This is a genomic window from Mycobacterium sp. IDUB_39, from assembly GCF_055419205.1.
Genome location: NZ_JBVAXF010000001.1, coordinates 809,852 through 830,207 on the forward strand (window position 1 = coordinate 809,852; position 20,356 = coordinate 830,207).

Genomic DNA, 20,356 nt, shown 5'->3' on the forward strand with positions numbered 1-20,356 from the left:
TTAGAGATCTGCGTGAGTTAGGAATTGGACAGGATTGACGCGACAGCGGCCAAAGACTCCCGGCCTGATGCCTCCACGATCGGCACCACGATCACCTTGTCGGCGCCCGCGTCGAAGAGGCGGCCGAACGCCGCGGCGGCCTGCTGCGGCGTGCCGGTCACCGATAGCGCGTCCACCCAGTGCTCGGGCATCTCGGCGAGCACCACCTCAGCCCCGCCGCGAGACAGCATTTCAGAGAGCTGATCGTTACCGCCGATCGAACCAAGCAGCGGATTGGGCCCGGAGGCGGCCAGATAGAAGGCCAGCGCAGGTTTGATCTGCTCGCGTGCGGCAGTGGCCTCGGCAGCGTCGCGAGCAACGTTGATAGCGCACAGCACAACGACTTCGGGCCTTTCCTGACGACCCGCCTCGGCGGCCGCCGCGTCGAGCTTGGCACGCGTCGCAGCGACGTACTCGGGGGTGGCCAGCACGCTGACCACCAACCCGTCGGCCAGCGCTCCGGTCAGCGCGATGCCCTTGTCGCCGAGCACACCGGTGTAGATCGGCACCCGTTCGGCCGGGGGGTGGGTGAGGGTCACCTCCGCGAAGGAGTGCACGTTGCCATCCGCGCTCACAGTCTCGCCGTCGAGCAGCGCGCGCAGCCCCGTCAGCGTCTCGCGCAGCGCGCTCATTGGCGAGCGCACCGTCAATGCCATCTGCGCGGTCCAGGCCGGCACACCGTGTCCGACGCCGGGTGCGAAGCGACCGGGGAAGGCCCGAGCCAGCGTGGCGACCTCCATGCCGAGCAGCGCGGGGTGCCGCACCATGGAGGACACCACCGCGATGCCAACACGGATTCGCTCGGTGGCGCTCAGCGCGATCGCCGAGGCCGCGATACCGCCGAGGAAGAAGTAGTCCTCCGGGATCCACAGCTCGCCGAATCCGTTGGCCTCCACCCACTGCGTCAGCGACGCAATATCTTCCGGGGGCGTGGTACTGCCCAGCAGAACTCCCAGCCGCCTGCCGTCGACATCGGTGTTAGCGCTCAACGTTGTCATCTCCTGCTTCCTCGACGATCTCAATTGCTCCAACGGGACATGTGTCAGCCGCGCGCACAACAGCGGCGTGCAGCTCCGCTCTCGGCCGTTCGTCGAGCAGCGTCACCCAGCCCTCGGGCGTGTTTCCGAAGACCTCAGCCGCCGCGCGCTGGCAGCTTCCATTGGCCATGCAGTGTTCGGATCGGACTATCAGACGCACGATTTCAGCTCCCTACAGCGTCACTGGGCGGCTCTGCCAGCCACGGGCCAGGATGTTGTTCGCCCGGCGTACCGCGGGTTGGTCACCACCGGTGAAGTCGGGGAAGCGTTCCAGAATCTTCTCCAGAACCACGAGCCCCTCCATGCGAGCCAGCGGTGCACCCACGCAGAAGTGGATGCCATGGCTGAACGAGAGATGTTTGGAGGCATCGCGGGTGATGTCGAAGACGCCCGGATCGGAGAACTGCCGCGGATCGCGGTTGGCTCCGGCGATCACCTGGAAAACCATCTGACCGCTTCGTATCTGCTGACCGCCGTACTCGACATCATGAACCGCTTTGCGGAAGTTGAGGTGAAACGGCGGATCGAACCGCAGCATCTCCTCAATGGCGACGGGAATCAGCGACGGGTTCTCCCGCAGCTCGTGTTTGACGTCCGGGTTGTCGATCAGGATTGACATCGCGCTGCCGATCAACGACGTCGTGGTGTCGTTACCCGCAGCCAGCAGAAGCGTGACCTGGGAGATGATCTCCTCGTCTGTCAGCAGCTCTCCGCCGTCGGCCTCAGTGGTCGCGATCAGCGTGATCAGGTCGTCCTGGGGGTCGGCCTTGCGACGGGCCACCAGGTCCGCGAGGTAGTCCATCATCTCCAGTGAGACGCGGATCGACTGGTCACGAAGCTGGCCCTGCACACCGGGGTCGAGCGTTCTGCCGTACGCCTCGGACCACTCCCGCAGCTGAGTCCACTTGTCCTTGGGCACACCGAGAATCGACGCGATCACCGCGACCGGAATATCGGCGGCAAGATGGGGCATGACGTCCACCACCTGGCCGGGGCGGTATCTGTCCAGCACCTCGTCGGCGACGTCCTCCATCGACGATCGCCACCGCTTGATCGCAGGTTTGGTGAATGCGTGCCGGAAGATGGAGCGGATCCGGGTGTGAACGGGCGGATCCTGAAATATGAACTGGCGGGAGCTGATTGAGATGAATCGACGATGCTCTGCGTCATCGGGGTCGTGAACCCCTGGCGCACCGTCGAAGAACGTGTCGCTGGAGAACGCCTCGTGCCGGGAGACCATGGAGCGGACGTCGTCGAATCGGCTGACGACCCACCCACCCAACACGTCCGACCAGTGCACTCCGGTGCCGATCTCGCGCAACTGCTCATAGAGCGGGAACGGATCGGCGACACCGCCGAGAACCAGATCTCGCACTATTGCCGCAGCATCGGCGTCCTCAACCGCACTTACCACTGAAACCTCCACGACTGTGCCTGAAACCGTTCTGCCCATGCGGGTTACGTCAAGAGTCCCTCGCGACGGCGCCGACCCGCATCCGTAGAGTCCGCAGATTCGCTACGTATGTAGGGGGTGTCGACGTTGTGTACGGGGCGTGAAACGTCAACGGCGACCACCCGATGTCGGGTGGTCGCCGTTGACGCACGGGATGTCAGCTGCCTGCCGGGACCAGCATCTCCTGCCAGGTCTGTTCGGTCGCGCCCTGACCCAGATTCGACTGGGTGTAGACCCGACCGTCGGGGCCGACGTAGCTGCCGGTGGCAGGATCGTAGGTGGCGGCCGCAATGGGTTGCGGCGGCTGCGGCTGCGGCTGCGCCGGCGCCGGGTTGATCGGCATCTGCGGAACCGCTTGACCCGAGAGCGTGGCGTTCGGGTCGCCCTTCCAGTTGGCCCCGTCGTTGAGCGGGACGTACTCCTGGTCGCTCTCGCACATGTCCACGGTCGGTGCACGCTTACCGGGAACGGTCAGACAGGGAGTGTTTCTCGCGCCACGCACGGCGAGGTACGGATGGTCCTGCGGCACACGGCAGTACAGCGCCCCCGTGGTGCGCTCGGGATAGTCCTCGTGAGCCGGAGCCCGCTGCTGCTGCGCGGGCAGATACCCCGTGTTGCACGGCGGCGGCAGGTTGAGGTTCAGGTTGAAGTCCAGATACATACCCCGATAGTCCTGTTTGGTGTGCAGGTTGCCGACGGCTAGCGCACCCATCATCGCGGTGGCCTGCGGCAGCAACACCAAGAGCTGCTCGATCGCCGGTTGGTAGGCGATCGCCACCTGTTCCAGGCTGACCAGGTTGGCCAGCAGCACCGGCAGCGTGGGGCGAACGCGCTCGAACAACTGCCTAACCTCGTCGGCTGTCACCGCGCCATTGCGCAGGACACCCTCGACGGAGTCGTTGTGATCGCGCAGTTCACCGGTGATGGCAGCCAGGTTCGCCGCCCACGATTGAATCGCACCTGATGTCGCACTCTGCGAGTCCAGGACCGGTTTGGACTGTTCGATCAATGTCACCATCGGTTCGAGTTCCCGACGAGCGTCGATGGCCAGCTGGGTGCTGCCCTTCACGATCCGGGACAGCTCCGGACCCAACCCGCCTATCGCCGTGTAACTCTCGTCGATCACGGTCTTCAAGTTGTCCTGCGGGATCGCAGCCAAACCACGGTTCGTCGCCTCCAACAGGCTGTTGATGCTCGGCGGCACCGAGGCTCGGGACGCGGGGATCACATCGCCGTCCCGCAGCGGTGCGGATGCGCCGTCGCGTGGCAACAGAGCGACATAGAGTTCCCCGATGGCCGACTGACTGTGGACCTCGGCATCCACATCCGAGGGAATCCGGAACTGCGAGTCGAGAACCAGCTCGGCCTCCGCACCGCTGTCGGTGAGGCGTACCTCCCCAACTCGGCCCACCTCGGTTCCGCGATACGTGACGTTGCCGCGCTCGTACAGTCCGCCTGCCTGAGGCAGTTCGACGGTGACGGTGTAACGACCGATGCCGAACAGCTGCGCCGGCAGGTTCATGTAGCCCCCGGCCATCAGGGCGACCGACGCGACGGCCAGCACCGTGAAGATCGCCAGCTGAATCCTGGCAAGACGATTCAGGTGCATGTCAGGGCCCCTGGTCGGCTTGGTAGGGAACGATGAGCGGATTGCCTGCGGTGGCCGGGCTGGGCAGCTGACCGATCGTGCGCCCCCATTGCATCTCCAGCCTCGTGAGGGCACCCTCGAAGCGCGTGCCGGTGAGCAACGATGTGTCCAGCCGGCTGAGCGTCAGGTCGAATATCGCGGTGAGGTTTGCATAATCGCCCCGCAGCCAATTGCGCACACCCTCCTTGGGCCACGGGAACGTCGAGAACAGCGACAGCGAGCGGGTCAGCGCAGGACCGGCATCGGCAAGGGCGGCGAGCACGGGTCCGATATCCGCCAGCTCGGCCACCAGCGACTCCTCGGTCCTGGTGATTGAATCCGCTGCCAGCGCGCTGAACTCGCCGAACTGGTCCAGCGCCTCGACCAACAGCTCGCGGTCGTCCTTGAGCACCTCCAGAGCTTGCGGGATCGTTTGTAACGCCCTGTCCAGCACCGCCTTCCGTGCCGCGAACCGGCCGGTGAGCTGGTTCAGGCTCTCGGTGGCGGCGAGGATGTCGTCCTTCTGACTGTCCAGATGGCCGATGAATTCGTCGAATTGCTCGATGAAGCCGCGTAGCTCCTGTTCCCGGCCGGCGAAGGCGACACTGAACGCTCGCGTGATGTCATGCACCTGGCCCAGTCCCCCACCGTTGAGGAGCATCGACGCCGCCGCCAGCGTCTGTTCGGTGCTGGGATACGCACCGGTGCGGTCGAGCTGGATCAACGATCCCTCGTGGAGTTTGCCCCGTGGCGGTTCGTCGACGGGCGGGGCGATCTCGATGTGCAGTGAACCGAGCAAGCTGGTTTGTCCGACCCTCACCGTGACGTTCTCCGGCAGGGTGACACCGCCCTCGAGCCTCATCGTGACGAGTGCATGCCAGCCCTGACGCGCGATTCCGGTGACGCTTCCCACCGTCACGTCCGCGACGCGTACCCGGGAGTTCTCCGCGATGTTCGAGACGTTGGCCAGTTGCGCCTGCACTTCGAAGGAACCAGGCCCCCAGCCCTGCGTACCTGGCAGCCGAACAGAGTTGAGCCCTCTCCAGTCACAGCCAGTCGTCACCACGAGGATCACCGCGAGCACCGCGCTCAGGAACCCGCGTGTGCCGCTCACGAGCCACCTCCCGGCGCTGGCACCATCAAGCCGGGCAGGCCGTCGGCGGGATTGGTCGCCACCGATTCCGCTACGGGTGGCGGTGACACTGGGCGGTGATCGGGGCGCATCCAGTCCTCGCTGTAGGTCAGCTCGTTGGGACGGGCCGCCGCGTTGACGAACGGGTTCAACCCGATCGGCGGAAAGTTGAACTGCCGGTTCTTCATGATCGGGGCCAGATACTGCACACAGAGTTTCGCCGATTGTTCGGCACCCATACGTGACGCGGCCTGGACCGCGCCGCAGATGAACTGAATCGGATTGGCGAAGTTGTTCAGCGCCAATGCCCCTGTGAGCGCCGAATGCGTGGGCTCATAGATGTTGATGAGGTTCTGAAACGTGGTCGGCGCGAGGTGCAGCACCTGCTTGATGTCGCCGGTGCTGTCGGCCAGAGTCTGAGCGACAGAGCCCAGCTTCTCCGACGAGACACCCAGCGCCTCACGATGTTCGGCCACGAACGACGCCACATCCCGGGTTGCCGCGTTCAGACCGTCGACGGCCTCGCCGATCTGGTCAGGCTGGTCAGCCAGAAGCCCGGTGGCTGCGGCCAGGTTGACGTTGAGTTCCATCATGAGCTCGGTGCTCGACTGCAGCGCCGACACCAGGGCAGCCAGATTCTTGACCGTGCCGAAGATGTCGGTGCTGTGATCGCCGAGTGCGGAGAGTACGCGAGACAGCTCGACGACCGCCGCCCGAATGTCCTGGCCACGCCCGCGCAGGTTATCGGCCGCGGTGTCGATGAACGCGCCCAGCGGGCTGACACCGTCAGGTCCCGGCTGCAGGCTGGCGCTGAGCCTCTCCAGCTGGATCCGGAAGTCATCCCACTCCACCGGTACCGCGGTGCGGTTCTGCGGAATGACCGCACCGTCGGTCATCTCGGCACCACCGGTGTACGCGGGAGTGAGCTGGATCGCCCTGGAGGTGATCAGCTGTGGTGACAGGATGACCGCATTGGCCTCGGCGGGCACTTTGTGCCTGCGGTCGAACCAGAACGTGATCTTGGACCGTTCCGGCTGCGGCTCAATGGTTTCGACACTTCCGATCCGCACGCCGAGCATCACGACGTCGTCGCCGGGAAAGATCCCGTTGCTGTTGTCGAAGTACGCTGTGACCTCCATGCGGCCATTTGTGGTCATCGCCCCGATCAGCGCCACCGACCCGGCCATCAGGGTGACCGCGAGCAGCGCGGCCAGGCCGGCACGCAGACGACGACGCGTGATCACGGCGCACCGCCGGTGCTGAGCGGGCCGTGTTCTGCCGGTGGGCCCGGTGGCGGACCACCTGGGGGCGGTGCGGGAAGCGGCTCCCGATACGGAGAGCGGGGGTCACCGGGGTTCCCGGTGATCGCCTCGGGCAGCGTCATATTCGGCGGTCCACCCTGACCGGTCCGCGGATACGGCACCGGCAGTGCCGGTGTGCCGGGCTGACCGACCTGCGGGTCGTGAAGTTCGGTCGGCGCCAGCACGTTCGGGTCGAGACCCAGATCCGAGAATGCCGCGTCGATGAACGGTTGCACGAACTGGCCGGGCAACAGGTTGGAGAGGTATGCCTTGAAGAACGGGCCTGAGGCCACCGAGTCGCCGAGCGACATGGCGTACCGGTGCAACATCGGGATGACCTGTTGGATCTGATCCCTGTGCATGTCGACGATCGCCAACACGCCGTTGATCCGCTCCAGTGCAGGTCCCAGCTCGGCCTTGTTGTCTGCGACGAATCCGGACATCTGGCGGGTCGCGACACCGATGTTGTTGGCCACCTGGTCCAGCGCCGCGCTCTGGACTCGCAACGCAGCCAGGATGGCGTTGGTCTGCGATATGAGGCGTACTACCTGGTCGGCGCGCTGGGCGAGTACTCCGGTGGCAGCCTCGGCGTTGTCCAGCAGGCTCCGCAGCTGCTCATCGCGTTCGCCGAGCGTGCGCGAGAAGCGGGCCACGCCATCGACGGCGATCCGAAGTTCCGGCGGGGTGTCACGAAAGGCGTCAGTCAGGGTCGCCAGGGACTGGTTGAGTTGGTCGACATCCAATCCGCCCACCACGTCGGCGAGGTCGCCGAGCGCCTCCGGAAGTTGGTAGGCGGGGGTCGTGCGATCCATCGAGATGGGCCCAGTCAGGGATCCGTCGCCGCGGGGTGTCACCTCCAGAACCTTCGAGCCGAGCAGGCTCTTGGTCTTGACCGCGGCCTCTGTGCGCTCGCCCAAACGGATGCCCTCCTCGACGTCGAACTCGACCAGTACCCGGGGCCCGTCCAAGGCGATGCTCGACACCTCACCGACCTTGTAGCCCGCCACCTGCACCGGGGCCCCGGTCTGCAGACCGCTGGCCTCCGCGAAGTAGGCGGAGTGGCGAACGCCCGGGGCGAAGAACGGCAACTTCTTGTACTGCAGCGCGCCCGCGACAATGGCGGCCACCACGACCAGTCCGATCACGCCGATGACCATCGAATTGCGCTCCGAGAACGACTTCATTTCGGGGCGCACCGCCCGGTGTCCTGACCAGCCACCTTCACATACACCGGCTGCCCGCCCTTGCCGTTGAGTTTCAGGATCGCGTCACAGAGGTAGAACGAGAAGTAGTCGCCGTAGAGCGCCATCCGGTTAAGCGCCCGGTAGGTGTCGGGCAGCGTGTTGAGTAGGTCATCGACGTAGTCCTTGTCGGCGAGTACCGTGCTCGTCACCCGATCTGCCTGAGCGACAACGTTCTTGACACTCGGCCGCGCGCGGCTGAGTAGGTCCCCGATGCCCGCCGCGGCGGCGTTGGTGGAGGCGATGCTGTCACTGATGTCGACCTTGCGCGCAGCGAGCCCATCGACCAGTTGCGAGAGTGAGTCGACCGCGCTGTCGAACTCGCCACTGTGCTCGCCGAGCGATCCAAGCACCGTGTTCAGGTTCGCGATGACCTGACCGATCAGTTCGTCCCGGTTAGCCATGGTGTCGGTCAACGACGCCGTGTGTGCCAGCAGCGAGCCGATGGTCGGCCCCTGCCCCTGGAGCGCCTGAATCAGCTGGCCTGTCAGCGCGTTCATCGCCTCGGGGTCCAGCGCGCGAAACAGCGGGCGAAACCCACCGATGAGCGCGTCGAGGTCCAGCGCAGACTCCGTCCGAGTCACCGGAATCGTCTGTCCGACATCGAATCGCTGCAGGCTTCCCGGCCCCTCCTGCAGTTCCATGTATCGTCCGCCGATCAGGTTGTCGTACCGAACAAGCGCTTTCGTGCCATCGGTGAGCACAACCGAGTCGTCGACCGAGAACTCGACCACTGCGTGATTCTCGACGTTGACGGAGATGTCCCTCACCTTGCCCACCTCGACTCCGGCGATGCGGACGAAGTTGCCGCTCTCCAGCCCGCTGATGTTGACGAACTCCGCGCGGTAGGTCGCCTGATCGTTGAACCGCAACTGAGCGAACACGATGAGGAGCGCGAATGCTCCAACGCCGCACGCGGTCAGGAACGCGGTCAGGCGCCACACGACGCCGGTCAGATTGGCCTTCACGGTTGCGGGCCCTCCTCGATTGGAGCCGTGCTCGGATCTGTCACGGGTGGCGGCGGGAGGGGTTCATATGGTGGCGCACCCGGGTATGGCACCGGTCCGATCGCCGGCGGACCCTCACCGCGAATACGAGGGGGTTCGGGCACAGCCTTGGTGGCGGGGAAGAAGTTCGCAAACCACGGATGACCGATGCCCGGGTTGGGTCGCCAGTCCACGCCCGTTCCCCAGCCCGTGTTGGTGATCAACTGCCGCACGGGGAACTGCTTGGAGACATCGGGCAGCGAACCACAGCCCGGTTGTCCACCCGGCCCGCCCCTGGCGGCGACGATCGGGAGATTGTCGGGATAGCGGTAAGGGTCATCGCCCAGATTCAGCCCGCTGTCAAGCACGATGCTTCGGCCGTTGCCGCCCACCTGCTCGTGCCCGCCGTTGTCGAGGAACCACTTGGCCCCCAACAGCATGCACGTGTAGCTGGGCTCATACTTCATCAGCAGCGATGTGGTCGGCTCCAGGCTGTTGATCGCATCCACCAGGTTGTCCTGATTCGGACCGATGAGACTGGTCCCGGATTGGGCGAGTCCAATGACGCTGAGCAGCAACGTATCGATCTCCGAGGCATTGCGCGTGACGGTCTCGCTCAGTGTGCTCGAAGCGTCGAGAACGTCCAGGATATCTTCGGCCGCAGCGTTGTACGTGTCACTGAACTCCCGCACGGCACGCCAGTCCTCCTGCGCGGTCTGCATCCGCGGGTTGAGCTCGCGCAGAACCGTGTTGGCTGCCGTCGTCGCCTCACCCATGCGTTGCCCCTGCCCGCGCACCCCTTCTGCCAACGCGGTCAACGTGGCGTTCAACTTCGGCGGATCGACCCGGTGAAGGACCTCAACGAGGTTCTGAAACACCGTGTTCACCTCGGCAGTGACGTTGCGCGAAACCACCACCGTGCCCGCCACGATCCGATCCGCACTGGGATCGGCCGGATAGATCAGATCCACGTACTTCGCGCCGAACGCCGTGGTCGCCTGTATCTCCGCCTGCACGTTGGCGGGTATGAAGGCGGTCATCTCGGGGAGGAGTTCCACTTTCAACCGGACCGGGTCGGTGCCCTCGACACCGGCGACGCGACCAACCTTGACGCCGCGCATTCTGACCTTGGCGCCCGACTCCATGACCAGCCCAGAGCGTTCCGCGGTGACCGTCACCGGCACAACCGAGTTGAACTTCCCGGTGAACAACAAGGCCGTCATCATCACGAGAGCCACGATCGTGAGCATCAGGAACAGCGCCCATAGCGCAGGTGGGATGCGGCGTTGTCCGGGCCTGGTGTTCATGGTCATCCCGCGAGGTTGAAGTTGCCGGACTGGCCGTAGACGGCGAGCGACATCGCGGTCACCACGAACGCCGCCACGACCAGCGAGGTGCGCACCGCTCTACCGACCGCCTCCCCGACTCCGGCCGGCCCGCCCGTCGCGTTGAACCCGTAATAGGTGTGGACGAGCATGATGACGGTGGCCATGGTGATCGACTGGACGAACGACCAGATCAGGTCGGTGGGGTTCAGGAACGTGTTGAAGTAGTGGTCGTACACGCCGGTTGACTGACCGTAGATCACCGTCGTGCCTACCCTTGCCGCGGTGAAAGACATTGCGACGCCGACGCAGTAGAGCGGCACGACAACGATGACTCCCGCGATCACCCGGGTCGACGCGAGGTAGGCGATGCTGCGAATCCCGATGACCTCCAGTGCGTCGATCTCCTCGTTGATTCGCATTGCGCCCAACTGTGCGGTCGCCCCGGCACCGATGGTGGCTGACAGCGCGATCGCCGTGGTCCCTGGTGCGATGATGCGCACATTGAGGAAGGCGGACGCGAATCCGGTCAGGGCCTCCACGCCGATGTTGGCGAACTGGTTGTATCCCTGGACGGCGATGACGGCACCGGTGGACAGCGTCAGGAAGCCGACGATGGCGACGGTGCCGCCAATGATCGCCAGCGCCCCGACACCCAGTCCCATCTGCGCGATGAGCCGGAGCACCTCTTTGCGATAGTGCAGTACGGCGTCACCGATTGAATGCAGTGTCCTGAAATAGAACTCGGCCTGCAGCCCGATCTGATTCCACCCCTGGCCACAGCCCCGGATCAGGTTGACCACTCGTGCCCGCGGTGCGGTGATGGCTAACTGGCTCATAGCGTGGCCTGCACTCCGACGGCGGTCACAATGATGTTGATCGCGAACAGCGCCATGAACGTGAAGACGACCGTCTCGTTGACCGCGTTCCCCACACCAGCAGGCCCACCGCCGACGGATATGCCCTTGTAACAGGCGATGAGGCCAGCGACCATACCGAAGATGGCTCCCTTGATCAGCGCGATGACGATATCGGTCACACCCGTCAAGAGCGTGAAGCCAGCGACGAAGTCGCCGGGCGAGACGTGCTGGACGTAGACACAGAAGAAGAAGGCGCCGACCAGACCGACCAGGATCACCGTGGAGGCCAGCACTGTGGCGACCGTGGTCGCCGCCAGGACGCGTGGGACCACCAACGCCTGGATCGGGTTGATCCCCATTACCCGCAACGCGTCCAACTCTTCCCGGATAGTGCGTGCCCCCAGGTCAGCGCACATTGCTGTCGCCCCAGCACCGGAGATGACGAGAACCGTTGCCAACGGTCCGATTTGGGTCACCGTTCCCAGCGCTGCGCCAGTGCCGGATAGGTCGGCCGCGCCGAACTCGATCAGGAGGATGTTCAGCGTGAAGACCAGCAGCACGGAGTAAGGGATGGTGAGCATCAACGCGGGAAGCAACGACACCCGCGCGACGAACCACGTTTGGATCAGATACTCGCGCCACGCGAACGGTCCCCGGAAGGTCTGCACGAAGGTGTCCAGCGACATCGCAAAGAACTCGCCAGTCGAGCGCACGGGTTTGGACAGTGTCTGCACGGCACTCAAGAGGCTTCGTCACCCGCCTAACGTTGTGCGGTCGCCGGTCGCTGCGACCGGTGAGGTGGATCCAGCAAGGATGTCGGCGGCGGCGGAGCGGCGCATCCGTATGAACCGCAGACTTGCTACGTAGGTACGTGGTGTCGACGCTGTGGCGGCGGTGTCCAGCAACGCACTCGACCTAGCGTCTCCACCGTTACGGGGAGCCGGTCGAAACGCGATGTCAGCGCAGCGATATGCGCCTAGTTGATGCAATACGCATCTCGCGAATCTCCGACTTTGGGCATATTGCGCAATATGTCGGACAGCACTTGTGCATGTTGCGAGTCGCTGGTTGTGTGACGCGTCAACGCCGCCAGCCATCCGCTGATCGCGGTCTGTCACCCGGAGGCATCCCGTGTTCAACCCTGATGAGTTCGTCCAACTGGTCACCGAAAGCGGTGAGAGACAGAGTCATCCGATGTTCTCGCCGTTTGTCGACGATATCGACGTCGCCGCACTGCGCCGCCTGTATGAGGACCTCGTCGTCGTCAGGCGCATCGATGCCGAGGCGACGGCACTGCAGCGGCAGGGCGAACTCGCTCTGTGGGCGCCGTGCCTCGGGCAGGAGGCGGCGCAGGTCGGTTCGGCACGAGCGCTTGGCGCCGAGGACTTCGTCTTCGCCAGCTACCGCGAACACGGTGTCGCCTATTGCCGCGGCGTCGACCCCACGCACATGCTCAGGTTCTGGCGCGGCTCCACCCACTCGGGCTGGAATCCGTTCGACTATCGAATGACCACCCCGGCGATCATCGTCGGTTCACAGGCCTTGCACGCCACCGGATACGCAATGGGCATTGCGCTTGACGGTGCCGATGGCGCGGCGATCACCTACTTCGGCGACGGCGCGACGAGCCAGGGCGACATCTCCGAGGCCCTGGGATTCGCCGCGAGCTTCTCCGCGCCCGTGGTGTTCTTCTGCCAGAACAATCAGTGGGCGATATCCGAACCGGTGCGGCTACAGTCACCGACCGCCCTGGCCCACCGCGGGCCGGGGTTCGGCGTCCCCGCGGTACGCGTCGACGGCAACGACGTGCTCGCCGTGATGGCCACGACACGCGCCGCACTCGAACGCGCTCGCAGGGGAGACGGTCCAACCCTCATTGAGGCCGTCACCTACCGGATGGGACCGCACACCACCTCCGATGATCCCACCAGATACCGGCCGGCGGACCTGGATGAGCAGTGGAGACAACGTGATCCACTGGATCGGATCTTCAGACTGCTCGACGCGCATCGGGCGATCGACGACGACTACCTCGCCGCGGTGACACAGCGCGCCGATGACACCGCCGCTGCGCTGCGCCGGGGATGCCTGGAGACGGTCGAACCCACCGCGCTGTCGATGTTCGACAACGTCTACGCCGAGCCCCATCCCCTGGTCGACGACGAGCGTCGCCAGTTCACGTCCTACCTCGCCACGCTGGAGGGAACGCCGCAATGAGCATCGCAACCACACTGGCCGCACCGGCCGCTCCCGTCGCGCCGGACACGCTTCCGCTGGGAAAGGCCATCAACGCCGGCCTGCAACGCGCACTGAAGGGCGATCCGAAGGTTGTGCTGATGGGCGAGGACATCGGCAAGCTCGGTGGTGTCTTCCGCATAACCGATGGACTACAGGAGGAGTTCGGCCCGCACCGGGTGATCGACACTCCGCTGGCTGAGTCCGGGATCATCGGCACCGCAATTGGACTGGCAATCAGGGGCTACCGTCCGGTGTGCGAGATCCAGTTCGACGGCTTCATCTACCCCGCCTTCGACCAGATCGTCTGTCAGGTCGCCAAACTGCACTACCGGACCGGCGGGAATGTGAAGATGCCCATCACCATTCGGGTTCCCTACGGCGGTGGTATCGGCGCGATCGAGCACCACTCCGAGTCACCCGAGGGCTACTTCGCGGCCACGGCGGGCTTGCGGGTGGTCACCTGCAGCAACGCCTCTGACGCGTACACGATGATCCAGCAGGCAATCGCCTCCGACGACCCGGTGCTGTTCTTCGAACCCAAGCGGCGGTACTGGCAGAAGGGGCCGGTCGATACCAGTGTCGACGCCTATCCCCTGCACAGAGCCCGGGTGCTCACCGACGGAACCGACGCCACGTTGCTGACCTACGGCCCGTTGGTCCCGACTGCGCTGCAGGCGGCGCAGGTCGCAGCGCAGGACGGCATCAGCCTCGAGGTGATCGACCTCCGCTCCATCTCGCCCCTGGACATCGATACCATCGCCGAATCCGTCGAGCGCACAGGGCGTCTCGTCATCGTCCATGAGGCGCCGGTGTTCCTGGGCATCGGTGCCGAGATCGCCACCCGGATCACCGAGCGGTGTTTCCATCATCTCGAGGCGCCGGTGGCCCGGGTGGGCGGATTCAGCCTGCCCTACCCGCCGGCCAAGCTCGAAGCGCACTACCTGCCCGACGTCGACCGCATCCTCGACGCCGTGGACTCCACCCTCGGCTCGTGAAGACAGGACCACAGCATGCCCACCGTTAGGACCTTCCTGCTGCCGGATCTCGGCGAGGGACTCACCGAGGCTCAACTGCTCACCTGGTCCGTCCGGGTTGGCGACACCGTCGCACTGAACCAGATCATCGCCGAGGTCGAAACGGCGAAGGCGATGGTGGAGCTGCCGTCACCGTACGCCGGAACGGTTGTCGCCCTGCATGCCGAGGAGGGCGCCACCATCGACGTCGGCAACCCGTTCATCGATATCGAGGTGCCCGAACCAACAGAGAGCGGCGAACGCGTGCCGGTTCTGGTCGGCTACGGCGTCGCCGAGGACAGCCCCCGGCGTCACCGGCGTTCCCAGGCTCCCGCCACTGCGGCCGTGCCAAGAACCGGACGGGCGCTGGCCTCACCGCCAGTGCGATTCATTGCGCGACAGCGTGGTATCGACCTCACTGACATCGAGCCGACCGGCAGACGAGGCGAGGTGACGCGGGCCGACATCGAGGGATTCCTCCGCACTCCGGACGCCGGATCACCCACACGCCAAGAGGAACGGACCCCGATCAAGGGAGTGCGGAAGCACACCGCCCAGGCGATGGTTCGCAGCGCGTTCACCGCTCCGCACGTCACCATCTTCGTCGATGTCGACGTCACGCCGACAATGGAGCTGCTGGACCGGCTGCGCGCCACCGAGCACTTCTCGGGTGTCCGGCTGACACCACTGGCGTTCGTGGCCAAGGCGTTGCTCGTCGCACTGCGAACCAATCCGGACCTGAACACGTTCTGGGACGAGGACGCCCAGGAGATCGTCACCAAGCGCTATGTGAATCTGGGGATTGCGGCCGCAACCCCGCGCGGACTGATGGTGCCCAACATCAAGGATGCCCACACCCTGGGCCTGCGTGAGCTGGCGGTCGCCCTGGCCGAACTCACCTCCACAGCCAAGGCCGGTAAGACACAACCCGCCGCACTGACCGAGGGAACCATCACGATCACCAACATCGGGGTGTTCGGGATCGGCTCGGGCACACCGATTCTCAATCCGGGCGAGGCGGCGATCCTGTGTTTTGGTTCCATTCGAACACGCCCGTGGGAGCACCGGGGCGACATTGCTCTTCGCTCGATCACGACGTTGAGCCTGGCATTCGACCACCGCCTGGTCGATGGCGAACTGGGCTCGAAATTCCTTGCCGCCATTGCCGACATCCTGGCCGATCCGATGACGCTGATCGCGCTGGTCTGACTGGTGCCATGGCGAGACGAAGGAGCACGATATGACCGATAACCCCGACGTCCTGATCCTCGGCGGCGGTTCGGGCGGATACGCCTGCGCTCTGCGAGCCGCGCAGCTCGGCAAGACCGTCACGCTGATCGAGCAGGACAAGGTCGGTGGCACGTGCCTGCACCGGGGTTGCATACCGACCAAGGCGCTGACACATGCCGCGGCGGTTGCCGACACGGTCACGAACGCGGCCTCCATCGGGATCGGCGCAACGCTCGGGCAGATCGACATCGACGCCGTGCACCGATACCAGGGCGAGGTCGTGGAGCGCCTGTTCCAGGGTCTGCAGGGGCTCATCCGACACCGCGGTGTCGAGGTCGTCACGGGCACCGGACACTACGGCGGTGACACCACCGTCGTGGTCGGTGACCGCTCCATCACCGGTGCACAGTTGGTGCTGGCCACCGGATCCCGAGTCAGCACGCCGCCCGGACTGGACGTGGGCGGCCGCATCCTCACCAGCGATGAGGCACTGACGTTTCCCGACCTGCCGCGGCGGGCCATCATCCTCGGCGGCGGTGTCATCGGCGTTGAGTTCGCCAGCATCTGGGCCTCCCTGGGGGCCGACGTCACCATCGTCGAGGCGCTACCCCGCCTGGTGCCGGCTGAGGATGACTGGACCTCCAGACAACTCCTCCGCGCATTCCGCAAGCGCGGCATAACGATCAAGACCGACACCCGGTTCGTCACAGCGGTCGACAACGGCGCTGATGTCAGCGTCACGGTGGAGTCCGGCGAGACCGTACAGGCCGACCTACTGCTCGTGGCTGTCGGTCGCCATCCCCGCACCGACGGGATCGGGCTCGCCGAGGGCGGTGTCGACATCGACGAACGCGGCTTCATCCGGGTCGACGAACACCTGCGCACGTCCGTCCCCGATGTCTACGCGGTCGGCGATATCGTCGCCGGCCCCCAACTCGCGCATCGCGGGTTCGGGCACGGTGTCTTCGTGGCCGAGACGATCGCCGGCCTAAGCCCCATTGCGCGTGACGATGTCGAGGTCCCGCGTGTCGCGTACTGCGCGCCGGAGATCGCCTCCGTCGGATTGACCGAATCCCAGGCCCGCGAACGATATTCCGACATCGAGATGGCCGTCTATGACTTCGCGGGCAACGGCAGGAGCCAGATCATCGGCACAGGCGGGGGAATCAAGGTGATCCGCGTGGCCGACGGCCCCGTTGTCGGCATACACATGGTCGGCGAGGGGGTGGGTGAACTCGTCGGCGAAGCGCAGCTGATCGTCAGCTGGGGGGCCCATCCCGAGGATGTCGCCGGCCTCATCCACGCACATCCCACCCAGAACGAGGCAATGGGCGAGGCCCACCTTGCGCTGTCTGGCCGGCCACTGCACACCCACAACTGATCCCGACTTCGACGCCCCCAATTGGAGACCATTCATGACATCGACCGTCACCAGCAGCGCCGTGTTCGATCGAGCCGACGCTATCCCGGGCCTGCCACACGAGCAGGTGATCTTCTGCGAGGACCAGGAGACCGGGCTGCAGGCCATCATCGGTATCCACTCGACAGCTCACGGGCCCGCCCTCGGCGGTACTCGGTTCTACCCCTACGCCAGCCACACCGACGCGCTCACCGACGTTCTTCGGCTGTCGCGTGGGATGACCTATAAGGCGGCCATTGCCGCGGTGCCGCTCGGCGGCGGCAAGGCGGTCATCATCGGCGACCCCGAACGGGCGAAAACCCCTGCGCTGCTGCGGGCTTACGGCCGATACATCGACACCCTCGGTGGCCGGTACATCACCGCCGGGGATATCGGCGTCAGCGCCGACGACCTTGATGTGATCGGGGAGACGACCGGGCACGTGGTGGGGCGCACGTCAGAGTCCGGCGGATCGGGTAACAGCGGGCCTACAACGGCGCTGGGTGTCTATCAGGCCATGCGGGCGGCCGCCACGATCGTGTGGGGTGAGCCGGCGCTGACAGGGCGCCGGGTCGGCGTGGAGGGCGTCGGAAAGGTCGGATCGGAGCTGATCGCACTACTACTCGCCGAGGGAGCCCACGTTACCGCCGCCGACGTGAACCCGGCAGCGCTGGCCGACCTCGCCGGGCGGCTACCCGGTGTCACCGTCTGCGACCACATCCTCGGCGAGCAGATCGACGTCTACGCACCGTGTGCGCTCGGCGGCACGCTGAGCGCCGACTCCGTTTCCCACCTGAGTGCCGCGATCGTCTGCGGCGGGGCCAATAACCAGTTGCAGACACCCGATGTCGATCAGCGGTTGCACGACCGCGGGGTGGTGTGGGTCCCCGACTACGTCGCCAACTCCGGTGGACTCATCCAGGTCGCAGGCGAACTCGCCTCCGCAGGCAGTGGCTGGGTACGCGACAAGGTCGAGGGAATCTACGGCACAGTCCTGGCGATTCTCGACCGTTCGCGAGCCGAGTCGATCGGTCCCGGCAGTATCGCCGACCGCATCGCCGAGGGTCGGCTGTCCGAGGCGCGAGCTGACCGGTTCGACTGACCCGCGGGCGCACTCACGCCAGGTCGCGAGCGGCGTTCTGATGTGCGACCCACGCGGCGACCTGGCTGCGTGAGTTGAACCCCAGTTTGGCCATGAGGTGCTGGACATGCGCTTCGACGGTGCGGCGGGACAACACCAGCTCGTCGGCGACCTCCTGGTTGCTCCTGCCGAGCGCGACGAGTTCGGCGATCTCACGTTCCCGCTTGGTGGGCCTTGCGGCGTCCGCCGAGCCGCGGCTCTGCGCGGACTCCTCCAAGGCGAACGCGATCGACTCGTCCAGTGTCATCTGGCGCCCCTGGCGATGTGCGGCCTGGAACGGCCGCTCGCCCAGTTTGCGCGCAAGCTTGGCGCTCTCCTCACGGTGCCGATAGAACCCGGGCACCGTCTCGGCGGACATCCCCATACCGTGCCAGATGCTGTCCGCCGCACCCAGCAGCACTGCGGCACGCTGCAACTCGCCGCTCGTCGCCGTGACCCAGGCGATGCCCTCGATACACTCGGCGATCCCCAGGTGATCCTGCAGTGGTCGCTTCAGGCGTAGGGCTGCGGTGAGCAACTCGAAGCTGACCGTCAACTCGCCACGGTTCCACGAATCCATCCCGGAGACCCACAGGGAGAATGACCAGATCCACGACTCCCCATACGGAACCGTCATCTCGCGAGCTCGGTCATGCGCCTCGGCCACGCGGTCCGAGTCGCCGCGCAGCATCGAGACGATGCCGTACAGGACCGTGGTGAACGCCGAACCGGTGTTGTCGTCGACGGCCTCGAACTTGTGCATCGAGTCCGTCAGCAGCCGCACCGCCTCGTCGGTGTCATCCTGGACCAGGGCCATCAGTCCTTGCGCCTGCACCACGTACGCGCGCCCTGCGACGTCACCGTGCTGGTCGCACATGTCGGAGGCCTCCGCGAGCATGCGTGCGGCGGAATCGACTTCGCCTCGCAGGGTCGCCAGGCACGCGGCGACGTAGAGTCCCCGGATGCGCACGGGCCCGGACTCGGTCACCACGGCCAGTAGCCGATCTATCCAGTAGCTGCCCTCACCCAGCAGGCCATTGAGCAGCCAGTAGTGGTACAGCGAACTCGCCATGCGGAGACCCACCGTCGACTCCCCGGGCTGCTGCACGCAGAACTCCAGGGCCGCACGCAGATTCGCGATATCGTCCCGCAGAAGTCCCAGTCGGTCGACCTGGCCTGCGGTCCGCCAGTCCGTCATCGTCTTGTCGATGATGTCTAGGTACCAGTCACGGTGCCGTCGGCGCCCTTTCGCCACTTCCTCGGTTTCCCGCCCCAGGATGGTGAGCCCGAACTGACGGACCGTTTCCAGCAGTCGGTACCGGACGCGTTCGCCGCGCTCCTCGCGGATCAGGATGGACTTCTCGACCAACGACGACAGCAGCGGCATGACGTCGGACCGTGGCAGCAGCTCGTCAGAACAAATGCCCTCCGCCGCATCGAGTTCCACACCACCGGAGAACACCGACAGCCGTGCCCATAGCAACTGTTCGGACGCCGAGCACAGGTCATAGCTCCAGCCCATCGAGGCACGGAGGGTGCGCTGACGGGTGGGGCCGCCGCGGCGTCCACCGTCCAGCAGATCCGGTCGGGCCGAGAGGAGCTGCACGATCTGCTCAAGCGATAACGCGCGCATTCGGACGGCGGCCAACTCGAGGGCAAGCGGTAACCCATCTAGCGTTCTGCAGAGGTCGGCCACCGCCTTGTGGTTGGACTCATTGAGCGCGAAGTTCGGCACCACCGAGGTCGCGCGTTCGACGAACAGACCGACGGCGTCGTACTGCGCGAAGGCATCCAGCGGGCAATCCGGCGCAGGCACCCCGAGAGGCAGGACGGGGAAAGTGTTCTCACCGGCGACGGCGATCGATTCCCGGCTGGTTGCCAATACCCTGACGTGCGGGCAGCCACTCAACAGTGCATCGATGAACTCGGCGCACGCACCCACTATGTGCTCGCAGTTGTCGAACACCAGCAGTCGATGGGAATCGGCGAGGTACTCGACCAGTGCGTCGACATCCCACCGACGAACCGCACCACGCAGTCCAAGCGCTCCGGCCACCAGCTGCCCGAGCAGCTCGCCATCCTGGAGGTCGGCCAGCGACAGGTAGGTGATTCCGTCGGGAAACGAGGTGCGCGCTCGACGCGCAACCTGAATCGCAAGGCGGCTCTTACCCGCTCCGCCGGCCCCGATGAGCGTGATCAGCCGCGCGCGAGTGAGAAGGTTGGCCAGTTGCTTGAGTTCGCGGGATCGCCCCACGAAGCGGTTCGCCTCCGCTGGTAGGTCGTCCGCAGGGCCGCGCGGCGCATCAGGTTGGTTGGGGCCCATCTGGGCCATCCTAGTGAGGCTCGCCCTGGGCG

General features: G+C 65.5%; 17 protein-coding genes. 5 read left to right on the forward strand and 12 right to left on the reverse strand.

Translation table 11 applies throughout. The features are described from left to right. Window positions 1-17: 17 nt before the first annotated feature. From ACZY0X_RS03910 to ACZY0X_RS03960, 11 genes are all read right to left on the reverse strand, one after another. The gene (locus ACZY0X_RS03910) at window positions 18-1,037 is read right to left on the reverse strand and encodes an LLM class flavin-dependent oxidoreductase (protein ID WP_463768267.1); all 1,020 of its coding nucleotides are present in this window, start codon (window positions 1,035-1,037) and stop codon (window positions 18-20) included. After that, complete coding sequence (locus ACZY0X_RS03915; RefSeq protein ID WP_463768268.1) at window positions 1,018-1,236, reverse strand: ferredoxin; 219 nt, start codon at window positions 1,234-1,236, stop codon at window positions 1,018-1,020. The genes ACZY0X_RS03910 and ACZY0X_RS03915 overlap by 20 nt, the downstream gene beginning before the upstream one ends. A 12-nt stretch (window positions 1,237-1,248) precedes the next feature. Next, window positions 1,249-2,490 carry a cytochrome P450 gene (locus tag ACZY0X_RS03920; RefSeq protein WP_463768269.1) on the reverse strand — a complete coding sequence of 414 codons (1,242 nt, stop codon included), beginning with the start codon at window positions 2,488-2,490 and terminating at the stop codon, window positions 1,249-1,251. 196 nt (window positions 2,491-2,686) lie between these two features. Then, window positions 2,687-4,138 (reverse strand): MCE family protein, encoded by a 1,452-nt coding sequence (locus ACZY0X_RS03925; RefSeq protein WP_463768270.1) that lies wholly within the window; start codon window positions 4,136-4,138, stop codon window positions 2,687-2,689. A 1-nt stretch (window position 4,139) separates the two neighbouring features. Further along, entirely contained in the window at window positions 4,140-5,270 is a 1,131-nt protein-coding gene (locus tag ACZY0X_RS03930; RefSeq protein ID WP_463768271.1) for an MCE family protein, read from the reverse strand. Continuing rightward, on the reverse strand, window positions 5,267-6,529 hold the full coding sequence (locus ACZY0X_RS03935; RefSeq protein ID WP_463768763.1) for an MCE family protein: 1,263 nt from the start codon (window positions 6,527-6,529) through the stop codon (window positions 5,267-5,269). Before ACZY0X_RS03935 ends, ACZY0X_RS03930 begins: the two co-directional genes overlap by 4 nt. Continuing rightward, entirely contained in the window at window positions 6,529-7,773 is a 1,245-nt protein-coding gene (locus ACZY0X_RS03940) for an MCE family protein (RefSeq protein ID WP_463768272.1), read from the reverse strand. Before ACZY0X_RS03940 ends, ACZY0X_RS03935 begins: the two co-directional genes overlap by 1 nt. Then, a complete protein-coding gene (locus tag ACZY0X_RS03945) occupies window positions 7,770-8,798 on the reverse strand; it encodes an MCE family protein (protein WP_463768273.1) in 1,029 nt (342 codons plus the stop codon). The genes ACZY0X_RS03940 and ACZY0X_RS03945 overlap by 4 nt, the downstream gene beginning before the upstream one ends. Beyond that, window positions 8,795-10,123: an MCE family protein gene (locus ACZY0X_RS03950; RefSeq protein WP_463768764.1), complete on the reverse strand. Its 1,329-nt coding sequence runs from the start codon at window positions 10,121-10,123 to the stop codon at window positions 8,795-8,797. Before ACZY0X_RS03950 ends, ACZY0X_RS03945 begins: the two co-directional genes overlap by 4 nt. 2 nt (window positions 10,124-10,125) lie before the next feature. Then, complete coding sequence (locus tag ACZY0X_RS03955) at window positions 10,126-10,980, reverse strand: ABC transporter permease (protein ID WP_463768274.1); 855 nt, start codon at window positions 10,978-10,980, stop codon at window positions 10,126-10,128. Next, window positions 10,977-11,687 (reverse strand): MlaE family ABC transporter permease, encoded by a 711-nt coding sequence (locus ACZY0X_RS03960; RefSeq protein ID WP_463768765.1) that lies wholly within the window; start codon window positions 11,685-11,687, stop codon window positions 10,977-10,979. Before ACZY0X_RS03960 ends, ACZY0X_RS03955 begins: the two co-directional genes overlap by 4 nt. A gap of 445 nt (window positions 11,688-12,132) precedes the next feature. Here ACZY0X_RS03960 and pdhA point away from each other — a divergent pair, with 445 nt between their 5' ends. From pdhA to ACZY0X_RS03985, 5 genes are read left to right on the forward strand one after another with little or no spacing between them, the layout of a single operon-like run. Further along, a complete protein-coding gene (gene pdhA / locus ACZY0X_RS03965) occupies window positions 12,133-13,218 on the forward strand; it encodes a pyruvate dehydrogenase (acetyl-transferring) E1 component subunit alpha (protein ID WP_463768275.1) in 1,086 nt (361 codons plus the stop codon). Further along, complete coding sequence (locus ACZY0X_RS03970; RefSeq protein ID WP_463768276.1) at window positions 13,215-14,234, forward strand: alpha-ketoacid dehydrogenase subunit beta; 1,020 nt, start codon at window positions 13,215-13,217, stop codon at window positions 14,232-14,234. The genes pdhA and ACZY0X_RS03970 overlap by 4 nt, the downstream gene beginning before the upstream one ends. Before the next feature lie 15 nt (window positions 14,235-14,249). Beyond that, window positions 14,250-15,461: a dihydrolipoamide acetyltransferase family protein gene (locus tag ACZY0X_RS03975; protein WP_463768277.1), complete on the forward strand. Its 1,212-nt coding sequence runs from the start codon at window positions 14,250-14,252 to the stop codon at window positions 15,459-15,461. Window positions 15,462-15,492: 31 nt separating this feature from the next. Continuing rightward, window positions 15,493-16,863: a dihydrolipoyl dehydrogenase gene (lpdA, locus tag ACZY0X_RS03980; RefSeq protein WP_463768278.1), complete on the forward strand. Its 1,371-nt coding sequence runs from the start codon at window positions 15,493-15,495 to the stop codon at window positions 16,861-16,863. A gap of 34 nt (window positions 16,864-16,897) precedes the next feature. Continuing rightward, window positions 16,898-17,983, forward strand: coding sequence for a Glu/Leu/Phe/Val dehydrogenase dimerization domain-containing protein (locus ACZY0X_RS03985; RefSeq protein WP_463768279.1), 1,086 nt, complete (start codon window positions 16,898-16,900; stop codon window positions 17,981-17,983). Between the two features lie 13 nt (window positions 17,984-17,996). Here ACZY0X_RS03985 and ACZY0X_RS03990 read toward each other — a convergent pair whose 3' ends face one another. Next, window positions 17,997-20,324: an ATP-binding protein gene (locus tag ACZY0X_RS03990; protein WP_463768281.1), complete on the reverse strand. Its 2,328-nt coding sequence runs from the start codon at window positions 20,322-20,324 to the stop codon at window positions 17,997-17,999. Window positions 20,325-20,356: the final 32 nt, after the last annotated feature.